Annotated in this window: 16 protein-coding genes; 10 read left to right on the top strand and 6 right to left on the bottom strand. The window is 48.7% G+C overall.

Annotated elements, in window-relative coordinates; genetic code table 11:
• From F4Y64_09205 to F4Y64_09170, 8 genes are all read left to right on the top strand, one after another.
• Nucleotides 1-862: T9SS type A sorting domain-containing protein (locus F4Y64_09205; GenBank protein ID MXX97773.1), on the top strand; the 862-nt coding region annotated here is incomplete at its 5' end.
• Nucleotides 863-971: 109 nt separating this feature from the next.
• Nucleotides 972-1283, top strand: a complete 312-nt coding sequence (locus F4Y64_09200; protein MXX97772.1) for a hypothetical protein — start codon at nt 972-974, stop codon at nt 1281-1283.
• A 237-nt stretch (nt 1284-1520) separates the two neighbouring features.
• Nucleotides 1521-2000, top strand: a complete 480-nt coding sequence (locus F4Y64_09195; protein ID MXX97771.1) for an RDD family protein — start codon at nt 1521-1523, stop codon at nt 1998-2000.
• A gap of 328 nt (nt 2001-2328) precedes the next feature.
• A complete protein-coding gene (locus F4Y64_09190; protein ID MXX97770.1) occupies nt 2329-3636 on the top strand; it encodes a Gfo/Idh/MocA family oxidoreductase in 1308 nt (435 codons plus the stop codon).
• Between the two features lie 2 nt (nt 3637-3638).
• Nucleotides 3639-4535 (top strand): sugar phosphate isomerase/epimerase, encoded by an 897-nt coding sequence (locus F4Y64_09185; GenBank protein ID MXX97769.1) that lies wholly within the window; start codon nt 3639-3641, stop codon nt 4533-4535.
• A 28-nt stretch (nt 4536-4563) separates the two neighbouring features.
• Complete coding sequence (locus tag F4Y64_09180) at nt 4564-5418, top strand: TIM barrel protein (GenBank protein MXX97768.1); 855 nt, start codon at nt 4564-4566, stop codon at nt 5416-5418.
• A 32-nt stretch (nt 5419-5450) separates the two neighbouring features.
• The gene (locus F4Y64_09175) at nt 5451-6362 is read left to right on the top strand and encodes a TIM barrel protein (GenBank protein ID MXX97767.1); all 912 of its coding nucleotides are present in this window, start codon (nt 5451-5453) and stop codon (nt 6360-6362) included.
• Complete coding sequence (locus F4Y64_09170; protein ID MXX97766.1) at nt 6362-7465, top strand: Gfo/Idh/MocA family oxidoreductase; 1104 nt, start codon at nt 6362-6364, stop codon at nt 7463-7465. Before F4Y64_09175 ends, F4Y64_09170 begins: the two co-directional genes overlap by 1 nt.
• 5 nt (nt 7466-7470) lie before the next feature.
• On the opposite strand, the gene F4Y64_09165 is transcribed toward F4Y64_09170, so the two are convergent.
• Genes F4Y64_09165 through F4Y64_09150 form a run of 4 tightly spaced genes read right to left on the bottom strand, consistent with a single transcriptional unit; the run spans nt 7471 to nt 11094 of the window.
• Nucleotides 7471-8613 (bottom strand): carboxypeptidase-like regulatory domain-containing protein, encoded by a 1143-nt coding sequence (locus F4Y64_09165; protein ID MXX97765.1) that lies wholly within the window; start codon nt 8611-8613, stop codon nt 7471-7473.
• Nucleotides 8549-9679 carry a carboxypeptidase-like regulatory domain-containing protein gene (locus tag F4Y64_09160; GenBank protein ID MXX97764.1) on the bottom strand — a complete coding sequence of 377 codons (1131 nt, stop codon included), beginning with the start codon at nt 9677-9679 and terminating at the stop codon, nt 8549-8551. The genes F4Y64_09165 and F4Y64_09160 overlap by 65 nt, the downstream gene beginning before the upstream one ends.
• A gap of 13 nt (nt 9680-9692) precedes the next feature.
• The gene (locus tag F4Y64_09155; protein ID MXX97763.1) at nt 9693-10652 is read right to left on the bottom strand and encodes an aldo/keto reductase; all 960 of its coding nucleotides are present in this window, start codon (nt 10650-10652) and stop codon (nt 9693-9695) included.
• Between the two features lie 7 nt (nt 10653-10659).
• A complete protein-coding gene (locus tag F4Y64_09150) occupies nt 10660-11094 on the bottom strand; it encodes a hypothetical protein (protein ID MXX97762.1) in 435 nt (144 codons plus the stop codon).
• 370 nt (nt 11095-11464) lie between these two features.
• Here F4Y64_09150 and F4Y64_09145 point away from each other — a divergent pair, with 370 nt between their 5' ends.
• Nucleotides 11465-12154: an SDR family oxidoreductase gene (locus tag F4Y64_09145; protein ID MXX97761.1), complete on the top strand. Its 690-nt coding sequence runs from the start codon at nt 11465-11467 to the stop codon at nt 12152-12154.
• Between the two features lie 163 nt (nt 12155-12317).
• Nucleotides 12318-12845 carry a putative metal-dependent hydrolase gene (locus tag F4Y64_09140; GenBank protein MXX97760.1) on the top strand — a complete coding sequence of 176 codons (528 nt, stop codon included), beginning with the start codon at nt 12318-12320 and terminating at the stop codon, nt 12843-12845.
• Nucleotides 12846-12989: 144 nt separating this feature from the next.
• Here the strand turns inward: F4Y64_09140 and F4Y64_09135 are convergent, their stop codons facing one another.
• Complete coding sequence (locus F4Y64_09135; GenBank protein MXX97759.1) at nt 12990-14141, bottom strand: Na/Pi cotransporter family protein; 1152 nt, start codon at nt 14139-14141, stop codon at nt 12990-12992.
• Between the two features lie 78 nt (nt 14142-14219).
• Nucleotides 14220-15977, bottom strand: coding sequence for a T9SS type A sorting domain-containing protein (locus tag F4Y64_09130; GenBank protein MXX97758.1), 1758 nt, complete (start codon nt 15975-15977; stop codon nt 14220-14222).
• Nucleotides 15978-15997: the final 20 nt, after the last annotated feature.

The following is a 15997-nucleotide window of genomic DNA, read 5'->3' as shown; positions in this document are numbered from 1 at the left end:
GTCGGCATTGTCACTTGCTGGCTCGGTCGGTAGTCAGGTCTATCCGATTGGGTTACCCGTTGCTGATTTGGTTCTGCCTACGGCAACAGGAGGAATTCAGCCCTATGATTACGAACTTAGCCCTATTTTGCCATCTGGACTCGAATTTGATGCAGAAACCCGCACTATTAGCGGTACTCCATGGGAAAGCACAGCTCGAGAAACCTTTACATGGAAAGTAGAGGATGCAATTGGAACCGAGGATACGTTAGAATTCAGCATAGAGGTATATCGGATTTTCTTTGCAGCGAGCATTGCAAATCAATCGTATACACGGGGACAATCAATTACCTCGCTTGTTTTACCCGAAGTCATTGGCGGAGCACATCCGATCCAGTATACATTGAATCTCTTCTCTCTTCCGTCTGGGCTCAGGTTTGACCTCCCCACCCGAACTATCAGCGGAACCCCAATAGAGATAACTCCGCCGGTACCGTTTACCTACAGGGCGGTAGATGCAAATGGTGCTAAGGACAGTCTGATGTTCAGTATAGAAGTGGTTTCATCTGTCAATACAGGAGAAGTGGCCCATCTCCCTCAGGAATTCATCGTACACGGCAATTATCCCAATCCGTTTCTCCACAAAACGCGTTTGGTCGTTGACGTTCCATGGTTGGCGCAGGTTCAGGTGGAGGTTATGGACATCACGGGAAGGCACGTGTACGCAAAGCCAGCGGTGAACATGACACCGGGGATGACTCAGGAGATAGAGTTGAATTGTCTGACGTTGCCCTCAGGGCTTTATCTGTATCGCATGACAGCAGTCTCTCTTGATGGCAATACATCTTCCTCGCACGTCGGTCATTTAATGAGTATCCGGTGATCGTGGATCCAACTAATATGTTCCGAGAATTTTATAGGGGCCTTAGCGTATCCATTACACTAGGGCAACATACGGCTTGACTTTGGTGGATTGCGAAGGGCGTATGTAGTTGATCAGGGGAGGAGTTCTTTTTCTAGATGGGTTTTCAGGGGCTGCCGTAGATGCGGGAGGGGATATCACTTTAGGTGAAGTTCCTACGAATTCAGATGGCTGGAGTATGAGAGTGTTTTCAGCAGAGTCAGAAGCACATGAAATAATCTTGAAAAACTGTGGAATTGCAGTTTATGGAGATTCATGTCGGTACTTGGATTACCAAGGAGTGAGGTATTCTCATATTCTTGATCCTGAGATTGGGTATGGGGTGACACATGAGCGAAAAGTTGCTGTGAGCACTCCCAGTGCGATGATTGCTGATGCGTGAGCTTCTGCATATGGTGTGATGGTCTGGGAAGATGTCGTTACGAATGCGTTGGGGCAGGGTGAGTTAAGTTCAAATGACGGAGCCAGCCCATGTAGAGGTCAAACAACTGAACACTGGACTGTTCAAGTAAAGTCACCAGTTTTAAGGAAATTGTGACCGCTTCCCCAAAAATTGTATATTTCGACTCAAGATGAATCAAATACAGAGCTCGCTTGCATTTCACAAACTTTCGGAATCATGACCACTAGTACGACTGAATCTGTGCCCATCGATCTGAAGTACGTAGGTTTTTGGCCCCGAGTAGGTGCTGAATTGGTTGATGTGTTGATATATGCTGCCATTGCAATGCCATTACTAACGTACTTCTATGGATTATCGTACTGGACAGCGGACGACATCATTCACGGCCCGATGGATGTCTTACTTTCATATGTGGTTCCGCCGGTCGCAACTATTTGGTTTTGGGTTGCTAAACAAGCGACACCCGGAAAGATGGTAATACGAGCAAAGATTGTTGATGCAAGAACTGGCATGGTCCCTACCACAGGTCAGCACATTGGCCGATATTTTGCCTATATTCTCTCCACGATCCCGCTATTTTTGGGGTTCATATGGATAGCGATCGATGCTAGGAAGCAGGGTTGGCATGACAAATTAGCTGGTACTGTCGTCGTTTCCCCCTTGGATGTAGAACGGAAAACGGTGGACTGGGACTAGAATTGGCTCAGTGCTCGGGGTAAAACTCGTGTTTTAGTGCACGAATTATTGTAGGTTGAATTTGGTCGCGGATTAATCGGAGGAGAGTGGAATGTTAACCTCAGATTAGATCTTATGTGAGTTGTATCGGGTTGCATCGATTGCTTCAAACAGGATTTAGCATTCATCATGTCTATTCCAATAGCACTCGTCTTGCAAACCGCCATCCCAAATGAAACACTGGATACGCTCAGGAGCAAGCCATTATGTCTTCTAGTTGCGCGGTTCAGCTTTAGTCTCAGATTTAAACTGTGTGACATTATCTTTCAATCAAACAAATCAATCCCAGATGCAACAAAACGAAATCACCAGACGAAACTTTGTAAAAGTGACCACTGTCGGCACACTTGGATTGATGACATCCGGTAACTTTGCCTATGCAGGGGGGCGCGATAGCTTACGCGTAGGGGTTATAGGTTGCGGCGGACGCGGTACAGGGGCGGCAAGGGATGCCGTGGTATCTAGTGAGCAGGTGGAAATCACTGCCATGGGAGATCTATTTGAAGACCGCCTGGATGCATCCAGAGACGCCTTAAAGGGAGAGATTGGAGATGCCTATAAAGTCGACGATTCTCACGCTTTTGTTGGCTTTGATGCCTACCAACATGTGATTGACAGCGATGTAGATATGGTGATTTTGGCTGCTCCACCGGGTTTCAGACCAGCCCATTTTACGGCTGCTGTCAATGCCGATAAGCATGTGTTCATGGAAAAGCCGGTCAGTGTAGATGTAGCGGGAGCGATGGAAATCTTGAAATCAGGGGAAGTTGCCACGCAGAAAGGACTGTCCGTGGTTGCAGGGACGCTCTATCGTCGACAACCAAGTTTTATGGAGGCGATAAAGCGTATTCACGATGGCATGATTGGAGAGATTGTGGCTGCACAGGAATATTATTTGACGGGTCCGATATGGCTACGTGAGCGCAAGAGTGGGATGAGTGATATGGAATGGCAGTGCCGCAACTGGTACTACTTTACATGGCTGAGTGGTGATCATATCGTGGAGCAATTTGTGCACAACATTGACGTAATCAATTGGGTGTTCCAAGGACATCCTCAGAGTGCGATTGCGATGGGGGGCCGGATTGCCAGAACTAGTCCCGAGTATGGACATATTTATGATCACTTCAGTGTGGAGTATGTCTACCCGGGAGAAATAATTGTGGAGGCAAAATGCAGACAATTCCAAGGAGCAACCAACAGGGTTACAAACCGTGTGGTTGGCACGAAAGGAATCGCCGACTTGAATCCACGCAATTCCCAAATTCGGCGGCATGATGGAAGTATCTTGTACGAGATGCCTGAGCCCGGCGGCAATGGATACGTGCAGGAACATGCGGATTTAATTCAATCTATTCGTGATAGTAAGCCGATCAATGAAGCCAACCAGATTGCAGCGAGTACACTTACAGCAGTGTTAGGCCGAGAGAGTGCCTATACAGGTCAACAGCTGAGCTGGGATGAGATGATGGCATCCGGATTGGATTTAGTGCCAAAAACACTGGCATTCGGGCAATTGCCCATGCCTCAAGTTCCAGCACCCGGTATCACGAAATTATCCCGTTCCGCTTCGATGTCTGCCCAGAAAATGGAGTAAGCATGAAAAGGAGAGATTTTTTGCTAACGGGAGCGTTGGGTGTGGTAGGACTAGCCTTGGACCGCAAGAGTGGATATGCTCGGCCGACTGCACGATCTATTCGTAAAGCGGTCAAGTTTGGGATGGTTCAGGAGCCGGATCTATCGATTGCTGAGAAATTTCAGTTGCTCAAGGACCTGGGATTTGATGGAGTAGAGATGAATAGTTCAAGTGATTTGGATAGAGATGAAGTAATCGCTGCACGAGATGCTGTCGGGCTACCGATTCATGGTGTGGTTGATTCAGTGCATTGGACAAAAACACTTTCTGATCCGGATCCAGTTGTGAGAGAGGAGGGATTAGATGGACTAAAGATTGCCATCCAGGATGCACACGCGTATGGAGCGTCAACGGTACTTCTTGTACCGGCAGTAGTGAACAAGAACGTGTCGTATGCGGATGCCTACACGCGTTCACAAACAGAAATCCGCAAGGCACTCCCGATGGCGGCAGAATATGGTATCAAGATTGCGTTTGAAAATGTCTGGAACAAGTTTCTGCTGAGCCCGCTCGAGTGCGCAAGATATGTGGATGAATTCGAAAGTGAGTTTGTAGGCTGGTACTTTGATGTAGGGAATGTGGTCACGTACGGTTGGCCTGAACACTGGATCCGAGCCTTGGGTCCTCGTATTCTGAAATTGGACATCAAAGAGTTCAGTCGGTCGAAAGCGGATTCCGAGGGGCCTTATGCAGGTTTTCGTGTACCACTGGGAGAAGGAGATTGTGATTGGCCAGCGGTCAATAAAGCTCTTTCAGATATTGGCTATGAAGGATGGGCAACTGCAGAGGTCTCAGGCGGGGACCGAACCTACCTCGAGGGATTAGCCGAACGTATGGATCGAATTCTTCCGGTTCAATAGAAATTTCTTTGCATTCAAACAAATCACGATGAAGCGTCGGTCGTTTATTGAAACCAGTTTGACGGGGTTGGCAGGGGCCAGTTTACTGGGTGCGTTGCCAGAGTCCCATTTGAGAGGACGTATAAACCATAGTGTTTGCAAGTGGTGCTATCCTGATTATTCAGTTGAAGAACTGGTCCAGGTAGCAGCAACCATGGGTCTCAAGTCGGTGGAGTTACTTGAGCCGGACGAATGGCCGATTCTAGAGAAGTATGGATTGGTCTGTGCGATGCCTTTTGGGCCGGTTGCAGACGGGAAAGATCGTTTGACGGATGGGTTTAATGAACCTAACAATCATGAATGGTTGGTTCCAATGTTCATTGAGCGCATACGGGAGGTTGCGGAGGCTGGTTATGATCGTGTGATCTGCTTTTCTGGAAACAGGCGCGGTATGGGAGATGCCAAGGGGCTTGAGAATTGTGTTCAGGGACTTGAAAAGATCGTTCCAGTGGCAGAACAACATGGCATTACACTCTGTATGGAACTGCTCAACAGCAAAGTGAGCCATCCGGATTATATGTGTGACCACACAGTATGGGGGGTTGAGCTTTGTAAGCAGATTGGCTCCGAGTACTTCAAGTTGCTCTATGATATTTACCACATGCAGGTTATGGAGGGAGATGTCATACGCACAATCAGAGATAATCATCAATTTATTGGCCACTACCATACAGGTGGAAACCCAGGGCGAAATGAAATTGATGATTCACAGGAATTGAACTACCCTGCAATCATGCGTGCGATTGTGGAGACGGGATACACGGGTTTTGTGGGCCAAGAATTTATTCCAACTCGAACCCCATTGATCTCATTACGCGAGGCGGTGCGTCTCTGCGATGTATAATCTTCAATCCATTACATAATCAGATCAGGAAAATGACACGCCGGGAATTTTTACCCTCCGCCTCTCTTATGGCTGCCGCCGCGGCTGGCTTAGGCTGTACCTCCATAATTGGGAATTCCAATAGTTTCTCAATGCACTATGCCCCACACTTTGGCATGTTCAAGCACAGCGCGGGCGATGATCTTGTGGATCAGCTTAATTTTGCGGCGGATCAGGGATTTACCGCTTGGGAAGACAATGGCATGAAGGGGCGCAGTACGGATACGCAGGATCGTATTGCAAGTGCAATGGCTCAGCGCGATATGCGGATGGGGGTCTTTGTGGCGCACACGATTTTCTGGCGTGAGCCCAACCTTGCCAGTGGCAATGCAGATCACAGAGAGCAGTTTTTGAAGGAAATTCAGGAGTCTGTCGAGGTTGCGAAACGTGTCAATGCCACGTGGATGACGGTCGTACCTGGATTTGTTGATCTTAGACTAGATATGGGGTATCAAACCGCGCATGTAATTGAGAGCTTGCGCCGGGCCTGTGATATTCTGGAGCCGCATGGTCTTGTGATGGTTCTCGAACCACTCAACCCACATAATCATCCTGGACTCTTTTTAACAAAGATTCCGCAGGCATATGAGATATGCCGTGCGGTGGATAGTCCCGCGTGTAAAATCCTGAATGACTTATACCACCAGCAAATCACAGAGGGAAACCTGATCCCCAACATTGACGCTGCCTGGGATGAGATTGGCTATTTTCAAATCGGGGATAATCCTGGGCGCAAAGAACCGACAACTGGTGAGATCAATTATCAGAACGTCTTCACCCATATTCGTGAAAAGGGATTTGAAGGGGTTTTGGGGATGGAGCATGGGAACATGCATCCTGGGCAAGAAGGTGAGATGGCACTTATCCAAGCGTATCGGAAAGTAGACGGGAGTGGCGGCGAGTGATGGGACTTTTATCTGTACTTTTTGCAGTCGTATTGCAGGTTTCCCCTTTGTCTACCGGTGCCTCTAATACGGATACATCAGCGCCCGTACGCATTGGAGTGGTTGGACTCGTTCATGGACATGTGGGCTGGATACTTGGGCGTGAAGCACGGGGTGATGTAGAAATTGTTGGGATTGCAGAATCAGATCATGAGTTGGTTGAGCGTCATGCTGCTTGGTTTGGCTTTGATACGGAGTTGGTCTACGAATCCGTTGAAGAAATGCTTGATGCGACACAGCCAGAGGCAATCACGGTCTTTACAAATATTTTTGATCATTTGGCTGTGACCAAGGCTGCTGCGTCACGCGGAGTGCATGTGATGGTTGAAAAACCACTGGCAATCTCACTGGATCATGCACAGCGAATGAAGGCGGTCGCAGATTCAGCGGGCATACACTTACTGACTAATTACGAAACGACTTGGTACCCAAGCGTTCACTATGCCAAAGAATCTCTCGCCTCGCTCGGAGATTTACGTAAGATGGTTGTGCGGGATGGACACCCCGGTCCCATCGAAATCGGTGTGGGGGAGGAATTTTCTTCCTGGCTTTTGACGGAAGAAAAAAATGGGGGAGGCGCAATTACAGATTTTGGTTGCTATGGTGCAAACCTGATTACCTGGTTTGCAGGGGGGCAAAGGCCAATAAGTGTAACGGCAATCACGCAAATCTTCAAACCAGATCCGCCTTATGGCCAAGTTGATGACGAAGCAACGATTATTGTGACCTATCCGTCTGCGCAGGGAATTATTCAGGCATCCTGGAACTGGCCGTTCCATCGAAAAGACATGGATGTCTATGGTACGGACGGATACATCTATGCAAAGAATTCAACGGATGGAACGATTGGTCTCCCCGGTGCAGATCTCGAACATTTTAAGTTGCCACCGAACAGGGAAAGCCCCCGTGACGATCCATTCGCATTTCTTGCAGCGGTTGTGCGAGGTGATATTGATCCAGAGGGAAGTTTATCCTCGTTATCCGTCAATATGGTCGCGACGGAAATCTTGGATGCCGCAATTCGATCCGCCAAGTCAGGAAATACAGTCTTGTTGCCTCATTAACTCGATTATCTGCTCTCCCAATCAGGGGGACGGTACTCTTTAGGGACCTTGTCGGCAATACGCTCAAATGCATAATAGCCGTACACCACGACACCATAAGGGTCAATGACTTCACCGGTTTCATCAATCAGTGTGGGGCCGGAATTTAGTTCCATAAAGGAGCGCTGAGGGGCGGGGCGTGTCCAGGTTGGCTGGCGTTGCCACTCCTGGAAACTGTCGTCTTCTGATTCGTTGACGTACGTGATTTCCAATAGACCGTGAAAAGTCAGTAGTTGCTCAAGCGGAGTAGGACCAGGCTCCAGCAATTGATCTGGCTCCACCGTAAACCGGGCTCTGTTTGACTCAAGGGAAGATCGTCGATGTATCTCAAACCCTTCTTCATTCGTCTGTCCAGCCATAAGCGAGAGCAGAAAATGTCTCTGGGATCCGTTGAAAGCAGCCTCCCTGTTCATGAGCCAATGCTGCCACTCGATACTGTCCGTCGGGACTAGCTCTGTGAAAGATGGCTCGCCATCGTACTTGATTGTACTGCCGTAATAGAAGAACTCTTTCAGGTAATACTGGAGTCGGTAACCGAGAGCACGATTTTCTATAATCAGGGGCTCACTCGCAGTAGCCGATAATTTTCCGAGGCGGCTTGTAAAACTGAGCACCTCGGGGTTTACAATTGTGGTTAGAGCACTGTTATTGGTTTCTCCCAAAAAGAGGCGTATAAATTTACTGAGCCGTCGCTGCCATCTGCGAGCCAATCGAGCATTCACCACCACCTCTTCCAATTCGACAGTTGTAGGATTCAGGGTGAGATCAAACTCGTATTCTTTGCCAGCCCTCAAAAGAGTATCTACACTGGCCGGTTCGTAGCCAAGCATGGTAACGACAATACGATGGGCACCCGCAGGGACGTCTTTGAGAATGAATTTGCCTTTGCTATCAGTCGCGGTTCCTATCAGTGACGAGGCAATGAATACGTGGGCATCCGGTAATGCTCGTTGGGAGGTTGTATCCGTGACCGTGCCAGTTAGCACGATATTCTGCCCAAGTACGTGGGTGCACGGTACGAGCAGTAGCAAATAAATCAGCCCTCTAAAAATTATCGCCCTGATTCCATGGACGAAATTCTTTCGGCATCGCATCTCCTGTACGTTCATACGCAAAATAACCACCGTAGAAAGTTACACCGTATGGATCTAAAGGATCTCCTTTCAAGTCGACAACAGTCGGGCCTCTATCAAGACGGATCGTTGATGTCTGATAACGTGGCCGACCGCGTCCGCGTCTCTGTAACCGCAGATAGGCCGGGCTTTCAAGTTCGTGTGTGTAGACTACATCAACATAGCCTTCAAAATCAAGGATACGTTCATCATCGTTTTGGCCAGGGCCAATAATCTCCGATGCTTTGAGAGGAAAGCGATTTTCCTGCCTGCCTAGCGCACCGCCGCGAGGATCTGTCATCCCCTGATTCGAGCCTGTTTTGGAATAAATTTTGAATCCTTGGCTTTCCACCTGATCATTGATTACTGCCAAGAGAAAGTGTCGGAATGATCCGTAGAATGCTGAATCCCGCCGGGCGCTCCATTGTGCTGCTTCCTCTGGGCTGGAGGGATCCAGCGGCTCGAAAAGTGGCTCGCCATCCCAGCGCCAGCTGTTTGGCTCAGCAATGAATTCGTTCAAGAAATAGGTTAGCTTATAACCGAGTCCTCTGTTTTCGATGATTAAAGGTTCACTTGCTTGGGCTCTGAAACTTCCACCTCGTGCCGAAAAATCCAAGACATGAGGATTCGTGATGATGGTTTGTTGAGCATTCGGACTTTCCCCGACAAATATCTTCGTGAATCGTTCCAATTGACGTTGCCATCTTCGGTTATCACTTGCAACGGTGACGGCACCTAGTTCATATATTTTCTCGGTGACCTGAAAGTCTTGCGTATAGATCCGGGCTTCTCGTAGAAAGAGATCAACATGACTCGATTCATACCCGATGCGGGAGACTACGAGTCGTAATGTCCCCAATGGGATACTACGTAGTGTGTAGCTGCCATTTTCATCTGTAGTGGTTCCTACCATAGAAGAAGCAATGAATACGTTTGCCTCCGAGACCGGCATTCCCGTGGTATCGGTCACCGTACCAGTGATCGTTGCGGCGATCTGTGCTTCCACAAGACGGGCGGAGAAAACGAAGAGCACACAAACCAGGAGATATTTCTGGATCGTCATTTTCGGTCGGGTACTATGCCTTATAGAATTCCACTCCGCGCCCGGCCATGTCTGCCACGCGTTCAATGAGTTCTACTCGTTCCTCCTCAGAAAGGCCGGAAAATGTATGTGCCAAAGAAATTTTTTCTTCTAACTGTTCAATGTTATCTGGGCCGGTTACAATCACGCTGACTGGTAGAGACCACACAAAGTGGAGGGCCTCCTGAACGGAAAGGCGGTTGGGTACGACGCGTGGTCTGTTTCCGTGCTGACCATGGGAAGATCCTCCAAAAAATCCACCATTTGCGAGAGTTTTCATGGCGATCATTCCCATATTGCGTTCGACCACGGTGGGCATCACGGTTCTTGTAAAGCTCTTATAGCTCACATCAGCCACATTAACTGGGCATTGAACACAATGAAAAATATCCGTCAAGTCTAGTAGGTGGCGGTGGGCAGCAGGGTCAGTATGTCCCGTAAAACCGATATGCCGTGTCTTTCCTTCGGCAAGTGCCTCCTCCATCACATCGAGGACACCCTCGCTGATTCGGTGATCAACATCCTGCGGGCTAGTAATCGCATGCATCTGCCACAAATCCAAATAATCCGTTCTGAGCCGCTCTAATGTTTGTTCAAGATGCCTGCGAGCTCCTTCGGAAGTCGTCGCAGTTGTCTTTGACATCAGATAAACTTTTTCCCGGTATTGCGGGACAAGAAATTCTCCGAGATAACGCTCACTCCGGCCATTTTGGTAGGATTCGGCAGAATCAAAAAAACGGACACCCCCTTCCATTGCGGACTCAATAGTGGCTTGGGCATCTCGCGCATTCATCCGCCCGATATGCCATCCGCCTAAGCCAAGCATCGTTACTTCTTCGTTTGTGCGGCCAAACGGGCGACGGGGCAATTCACTGGAATTGCCCGATGATTGCTGATGAACAAACCCAGCGGATCCAGCAGCAAGGATCCATTGAACAAAATCTCTTCGATTCATGGTTAAGCTATCTAATTGGATTCCAGGGCCATTGCACGCACGATTGGATGTTAGGAAAGAGTACGATATCGGCTTTTCCTTTGAGCGCCATGGTTGTAATTTCGGTCTGTGGCAGCAATTTTCCTGCAGCTTCCAGAGTCTTGCCAGAAACCACTACATCATCTACTAGGAGGACTCTCTTTGTTCCTGGAGGCAGTGAAAAAGGCTGGGATAGCTGGGGAATTGGATGGATGGGTACATTATCGATTCCTCGGTAATTCAGCCATAGGACGCGCATTGGGGTTCCTAATTCGTACGCAGCCAATACTGCCGGCACGACTCCACCCGATCCAATTCCAACTACTAGGTCAGTTGCAGGAAGTTCGGTGTTCCTCAAGGCTTCACCGATAGTTTCAAACGCTATGGATTGGAGGGGGGATACGGTCGTCACAATTACGGGGATTGGTTGTTAGAAATTCGTACTGGGGATGTTCTGGATCGCATAGGTATAAATAGTGGTTGCCAGCTATAAAAACTGCTCCTTTGTGATTCGTGCCAAAAGCGTGCCGCTGTTCACTACCGTTTGTAGATTCCTGCTCCTTGAACCGAGGTTTTCTCTTAATAAAATAGGGCAGGAAGATTTAGTAATCGGGTGTGGATGTTTTTGCGAGTTTGTGGCCAAAATCGAACCAATGCCAGTATAAAGACGTCCTGCAGGGAAATCTGTTTGTCAGCGGGAAAATGTGTTTCATCGAAAGGGTTCATAAACTTAACTCAATTGCCCACCGTAAGAGCGAGTTGTCGGACAATTATCATCTGCGAATATCTATTTAATGGCTAAAATTGTAATCACTGGGGCCAGTAGCGGTATTGGTGCTGCAATCGCTAAATCTTTTTACCAAGACGGCTCCCATGAGATGGTCCTGATTGGGCGCTCAGAAAGCCGTTTGGAGGCGGTAGCAAATTCAACAAATGCTCACCCATTAATATGCGATATCACGGATGAAGCCCAGGTGGAGAGTGCCTGTAATGAGATCCGTGAAATATTTCAATCATCTCCAGATGTGCTTGTCAACAATGCAGGGCATTTCGTGGGGAAACCATTTCTGGACACCGCGCCGGATCTATTTAAGGAGCAGATTGAATCGAATCTGACCGGATGTTTCCTGGTCACGAAAAACCTGCTTCCTACCATGATTGCAGCCACATCGGGTCACGTGTTCTTTGTCGGATCCGTAGCATCCATAAAGGGTTATGCAGGTGCATCCGCATATTGTGCGGCAAAGCATGGGCTACTCGGACTCGCTAGAGCTATTCGGGCCGAGACGCTCGACACGGGCGTGCGGATTACAACAATTCTTCCAGGGGCTACGCTCACGCCAAGCTGGGCTGGGACCACGTTACCAGAAGATCGGTTTATGTCTCCAGAGGATGTTGCTCGTTGCATCGTTGACGCATGGAGGCTGAGTTCCCGTACTGTTGTCGAAGAATTATTACTCAGACCTGCAGAAGGAGATATATAGGGGTAGGATTTATGCGAATTCTATTCTCCATCCGTATAGAGAAAACAATTGATCCACCGCAATCATCATTGCCTCAGATGATGATTGCGGGTTGAGTCGCCCTCGTAGCCACAATGTAATGCGGGGACGAGGAAAGTAAACCAGTAAATAATCTTTAGTGAAAATGCCTGACCCATTACGTTATCCCATCGGCACTCCTCAGTTGCTGAAGGAAATCTCTGAATCAGAGCGAAAGAATCGTATCGATGCAATTGCATCCGCTCCAGCGCTGCTTCGACAAGCAGTAGCAGGATTAAATGACAATCAATTGGGGACTCCCTATCGCCCCGATGGCTGGACGGTTCGGCAACTTGTACATCATATTGCAGACAGCCATCTAAATGCGTATATTCGCTTTAGATGGGCGCTAACCGAAGATTCGCCGAAGATTAAGGCCTACGATCAAGATCAGTGGGCCCGCTTACCTGATGCTTGTGACGGTCCAGTGGAGGAATCACTTGCCCTATTGGACGCGCTGCATCGCCGGTGGTGTAGGCTTATGCAGGCGATGGATGATGATGACTGGGGATCCCAGGTCGATCACCCAGAAGACGGAATCCGCTCCTGCCAGGATTTTCTGATTATTTATGCATGGCACGGGCTTCACCATATCGCACATATCACGAATCTACGAGACCGGCAAGGGTGGTAACACAATCAGAACCTAGCGGTCATGCAATCTCTGTGTAGCTTTGGATGAGCACGGTCCGACTGGTGATCACGTGATCGCTGGGGCAGATAGTGATCGCTTAGTAGGCACCTCCGCAATGCATGTTCACCGCAGAGGCCGGGTAGTTCAGAAGCTGAAGTTGCGTGTGAAGAGAATGACTAGAAGAGGAATCACAAAGAAAATACAGCCAAGATAAACGGCGGCCCATGCACGATTTTTTACAACCAATGCCCCCAAATGCTCGGCCATCATAATTGGGATTCCTCGTAATTTTTTAACCGGAAGAAAAGTGAGCACGCCGCAACAATTGAAGATTAGATGAGCAAGGGCTACCTGTAGAGCAGCGATCCCGAGTGTATCGCCTCCACTTGCCAGAACGAGAGCGGCAAGCAACGCAGTGATGGTCGTGCCGATATTTGCACCCAACACGAAGGGAAAAATTTGCGCAACGGTAACGATGCCTGCACCAACTAATGGGACAGTGATCGAGGTCGTAATGGAGGAACTCTGCACCATGATGGTTACGAGTGTACCAAATATCAAAGCGATAGGAGCAGGTCCGAACAGGTACTTATTGATGAGCCGTTCGGAACGTCCAAGAAACAACGATCGCAGGAGGACAACCAGATAGCGCAAGGATAGAAATAGTAGAAGAACTCCGAGGATCAGCACGAGCACGCCTGAATTCAGCATCAACTGAACTAGGCTATCCACGACTGGTGCAGTCATCTGGCCGACAAAGTCGAATAGTTCTGCTCCACCTACACCCGTGACTCCCTCTGTGAGGGCGGCAGATGATTTCGATAGAAATCCGAAGGCCAACTCAAGAGGAAAAAAGAGTATGACTGCCAGCAGGTTAAAAAAATCATGAACCGTCGCCGCCCCCATAGCTCTTCCAAACTCATCCTTTCTTGCAATATGGCCTAATGAAACGATTGTATTTGTCACACTGGTGCCAACATTTGCCCCAAGAACGATTGGAATTGCACCTGCAACAGTAAGGCCGCCACCAGCCACTGCAGATACTACCAGAGAGGTGACCGTTGAGGAGCTTTGGACTAAGGAGGTAGCGAGAATCCCGATAAAGAGTGCAACAAATGGGTTGCTCGTCGTCTCAATCAATTGCGCCGCAAATCCTTTCCCTAGAAGTTTCATGGAGGTCCCCATAAGCTCTAGGCTCACAAAAAAGCAAAACAATACGCCCAGTAGTCCGAGTACCGGGAGCAGTGGGGTAAAGCGTTTGATTCCAGAAGGATCTTTCTGGGTAGTCTCTGCCATGATGGAGGTAAAGTTAAAAGACCGGGCTCCTCACATGGGAGAAACCTGGTCTTTTCGTACCATATAGATTATTCGGCCCTATTTGAGTAGTGTCATTTTGCGAGTAAATACCTGGTTCTCGGTCTGCAGTTGGTAAATATACAATCCGCTTGCGAGTTGACTTCCGTCAAACGTGACACGATAAGTGCCCGCCGTTTTTGGAGCGTTGATCAACTGAGCTATCTGCCGACCCCTAAGGTCGTACACTCCAAGGGTTATGTTCTGTGTGTAATCAAGGTTGAATTTGATCGTGGTGATGGGATTAAATGGATTGGGATAATTCTGGTCAAGCGAAATCTCAGAAGGTAATTCTTCTGTGAAGGCCCCTTCAACTGAAGTCGCAAGATCTGTCAAGTATCCGAGTTCATCTAGTGCGGTCCATCCGCTGAGCCAATTTGAGTGGCCAAATGCACCGATATAGTCGGTAGCAGAAAAGAAAGCATCATTTTCAGGATAGCTGGCTCTGGGATTGGTGAATGCGGGGCTCCCGGCATGTGGCCTTGGGTCAAGCATTCCAGTTCCTTCGGTGCCACGTTCAATTCCTCGTAGCTGCGGATCCGCTGCAGTGTTGCCATTGGATGTAAGGTAAGAAACTACAGCGGCTACAAATCCCTGATCGGAGCCTGCAACCCAAGAGGTCAGCTCAGGTCCGACACCGAAGTCCCACCAGATATTATGGGTCAGTCCAAGATCGCCTGTTTCAAACCGTCGTCGGCTGTCTTCCGTCGTGCTACCGGTTTTATCAATGTCCTCAATCTGGAGTGCATGTCCTCCCTTATCTGTGTTGAACTGGGTGAAGATTGAGTTATGGTAGAACCCGCCTGTATTATCACGGAACATGAGCATTTCGCCGCGATCTGATTCGGGGGAAGCATCCGATCCGGCGCCGACATAGGTAACATTGTAGATTCGTGGGATCGCGTAGGGTTTGAAGAATTCATCTCCACCTGCACCATCCTGCTCAGCGGCAGCGCCAGCTTTATCTGGTGCCTGAAGCACAAACCAGAACTGCCCCTTTCCGCGCCAACCCTGGTCCCAGTCAATGGCATCATCAGAATTGAAAACACTCACGAAATACTTAAGATTTACGGTGCCACCGAAGAACTCTACACCATCGTCACCGCTGGCATAGACTTCAATATTTTCAAGTACCGTGCCGGATCCAACGCCACCCAGAGTGAGTCCTTGGATCTCGTTACCATCTGATTCACCGATGTTAATTCCGGTGTGACGGATGGATGTATAGCGTACGACGCCTGAATTGTCATCGTCATTGTCTCCGCCATATTCAGCACGGGTATCCCCATCAGGTACGAGTTCATTCACCCCTTCAATCTCTTTATAGTCGCCGGCAGCATCCCCTGGATTATTAGTTGTGGCATGACCCAAAATGACGAGCCCTCCCCAGAGCCCACGATCTGTATAGGTGAGGAAATCTACGCTGGAGATTCTATCCTGGACTGAGGTGAATATGATGGGTTGTGTTGCTGTTCCTTCGGCAAATATTTGACCACCGCGGGCAATCACAAGTGCAGACGCATCTGGTCCAGTTCTGTCTTCTGCTTTAATTACGGTTCCTGCAGCAATATGCAGTTGGGCTCCATCCTCAACGATAACGAGGCCATCCAAAACATATACGTTATCGGAAGTCCATCGAACTACATCGTCAGCATTGATGTCATCATCCGTTACCGTAACCTCGGGACGAGATTCAACATCATCAGTTTGTGCCACAGCATCCATGGAGAGTACAACTAGCAGGAGCGCAGCAAGACGAGCAGTACAACAACATTTCATAGGATTAGGTTTGAGCAGTG

The sequence above is a fragment of the Rhodothermaceae bacterium genome (genome assembly GCA_009838195.1).
Classification (GTDB): Bacteria; Bacteroidota; Rhodothermia; order Rhodothermales; family Bin80; genus Bin80.
The sequence above is the reverse complement of the archived record's forward strand: the minus strand, read 5'-3'. Positions and strand labels throughout refer to the sequence as shown.

Bases quoted from the DNA above. Each gene is read 5' to 3' on its own strand.
- F4Y64_09195 (MXX97771.1), top strand. From the start codon at position 1,521: ATGACCACTAGTACGACTGAATCTGTGCCCATCGATCTGAAGTACGTA.
- F4Y64_09190 (MXX97770.1), top strand. From the start codon at position 2,329: ATGCAACAAAACGAAATCACCAGACGAAACTTTGTAAAAGTGACCACT.
- F4Y64_09185 (MXX97769.1), top strand. From the start codon at position 3,639: ATGAAAAGGAGAGATTTTTTGCTAACGGGAGCGTTGGGTGTGGTAGGA.
- F4Y64_09180 (MXX97768.1), top strand. From the start codon at position 4,564: ATGAAGCGTCGGTCGTTTATTGAAACCAGTTTGACGGGGTTGGCAGGG.
- F4Y64_09175 (MXX97767.1), top strand. From the start codon at position 5,451: ATGACACGCCGGGAATTTTTACCCTCCGCCTCTCTTATGGCTGCCGCC.
- F4Y64_09170 (MXX97766.1), top strand. From the start codon at position 6,362: ATGGGACTTTTATCTGTACTTTTTGCAGTCGTATTGCAGGTTTCCCCT.
- F4Y64_09165 (MXX97765.1), bottom strand. From the start codon at position 8,613: ATGAACGTACAGGAGATGCGATGCCGAAAGAATTTCGTCCATGGAATC.
- F4Y64_09160 (MXX97764.1), bottom strand. From the start codon at position 9,679: ATGACGATCCAGAAATATCTCCTGGTTTGTGTGCTCTTCGTTTTCTCC.
- F4Y64_09155 (MXX97763.1), bottom strand. From the start codon at position 10,652: ATGAATCGAAGAGATTTTGTTCAATGGATCCTTGCTGCTGGATCCGCT.
- F4Y64_09145 (MXX97761.1), top strand. From the start codon at position 11,465: ATGGCTAAAATTGTAATCACTGGGGCCAGTAGCGGTATTGGTGCTGCA.
- F4Y64_09140 (MXX97760.1), top strand. From the start codon at position 12,318: ATGCCTGACCCATTACGTTATCCCATCGGCACTCCTCAGTTGCTGAAG.
- F4Y64_09135 (MXX97759.1), bottom strand. From the start codon at position 14,141: ATGGCAGAGACTACCCAGAAAGATCCTTCTGGAATCAAACGCTTTACC.
- F4Y64_09130 (MXX97758.1), bottom strand. From the start codon at position 15,977: ATGAAATGTTGTTGTACTGCTCGTCTTGCTGCGCTCCTGCTAGTTGTA.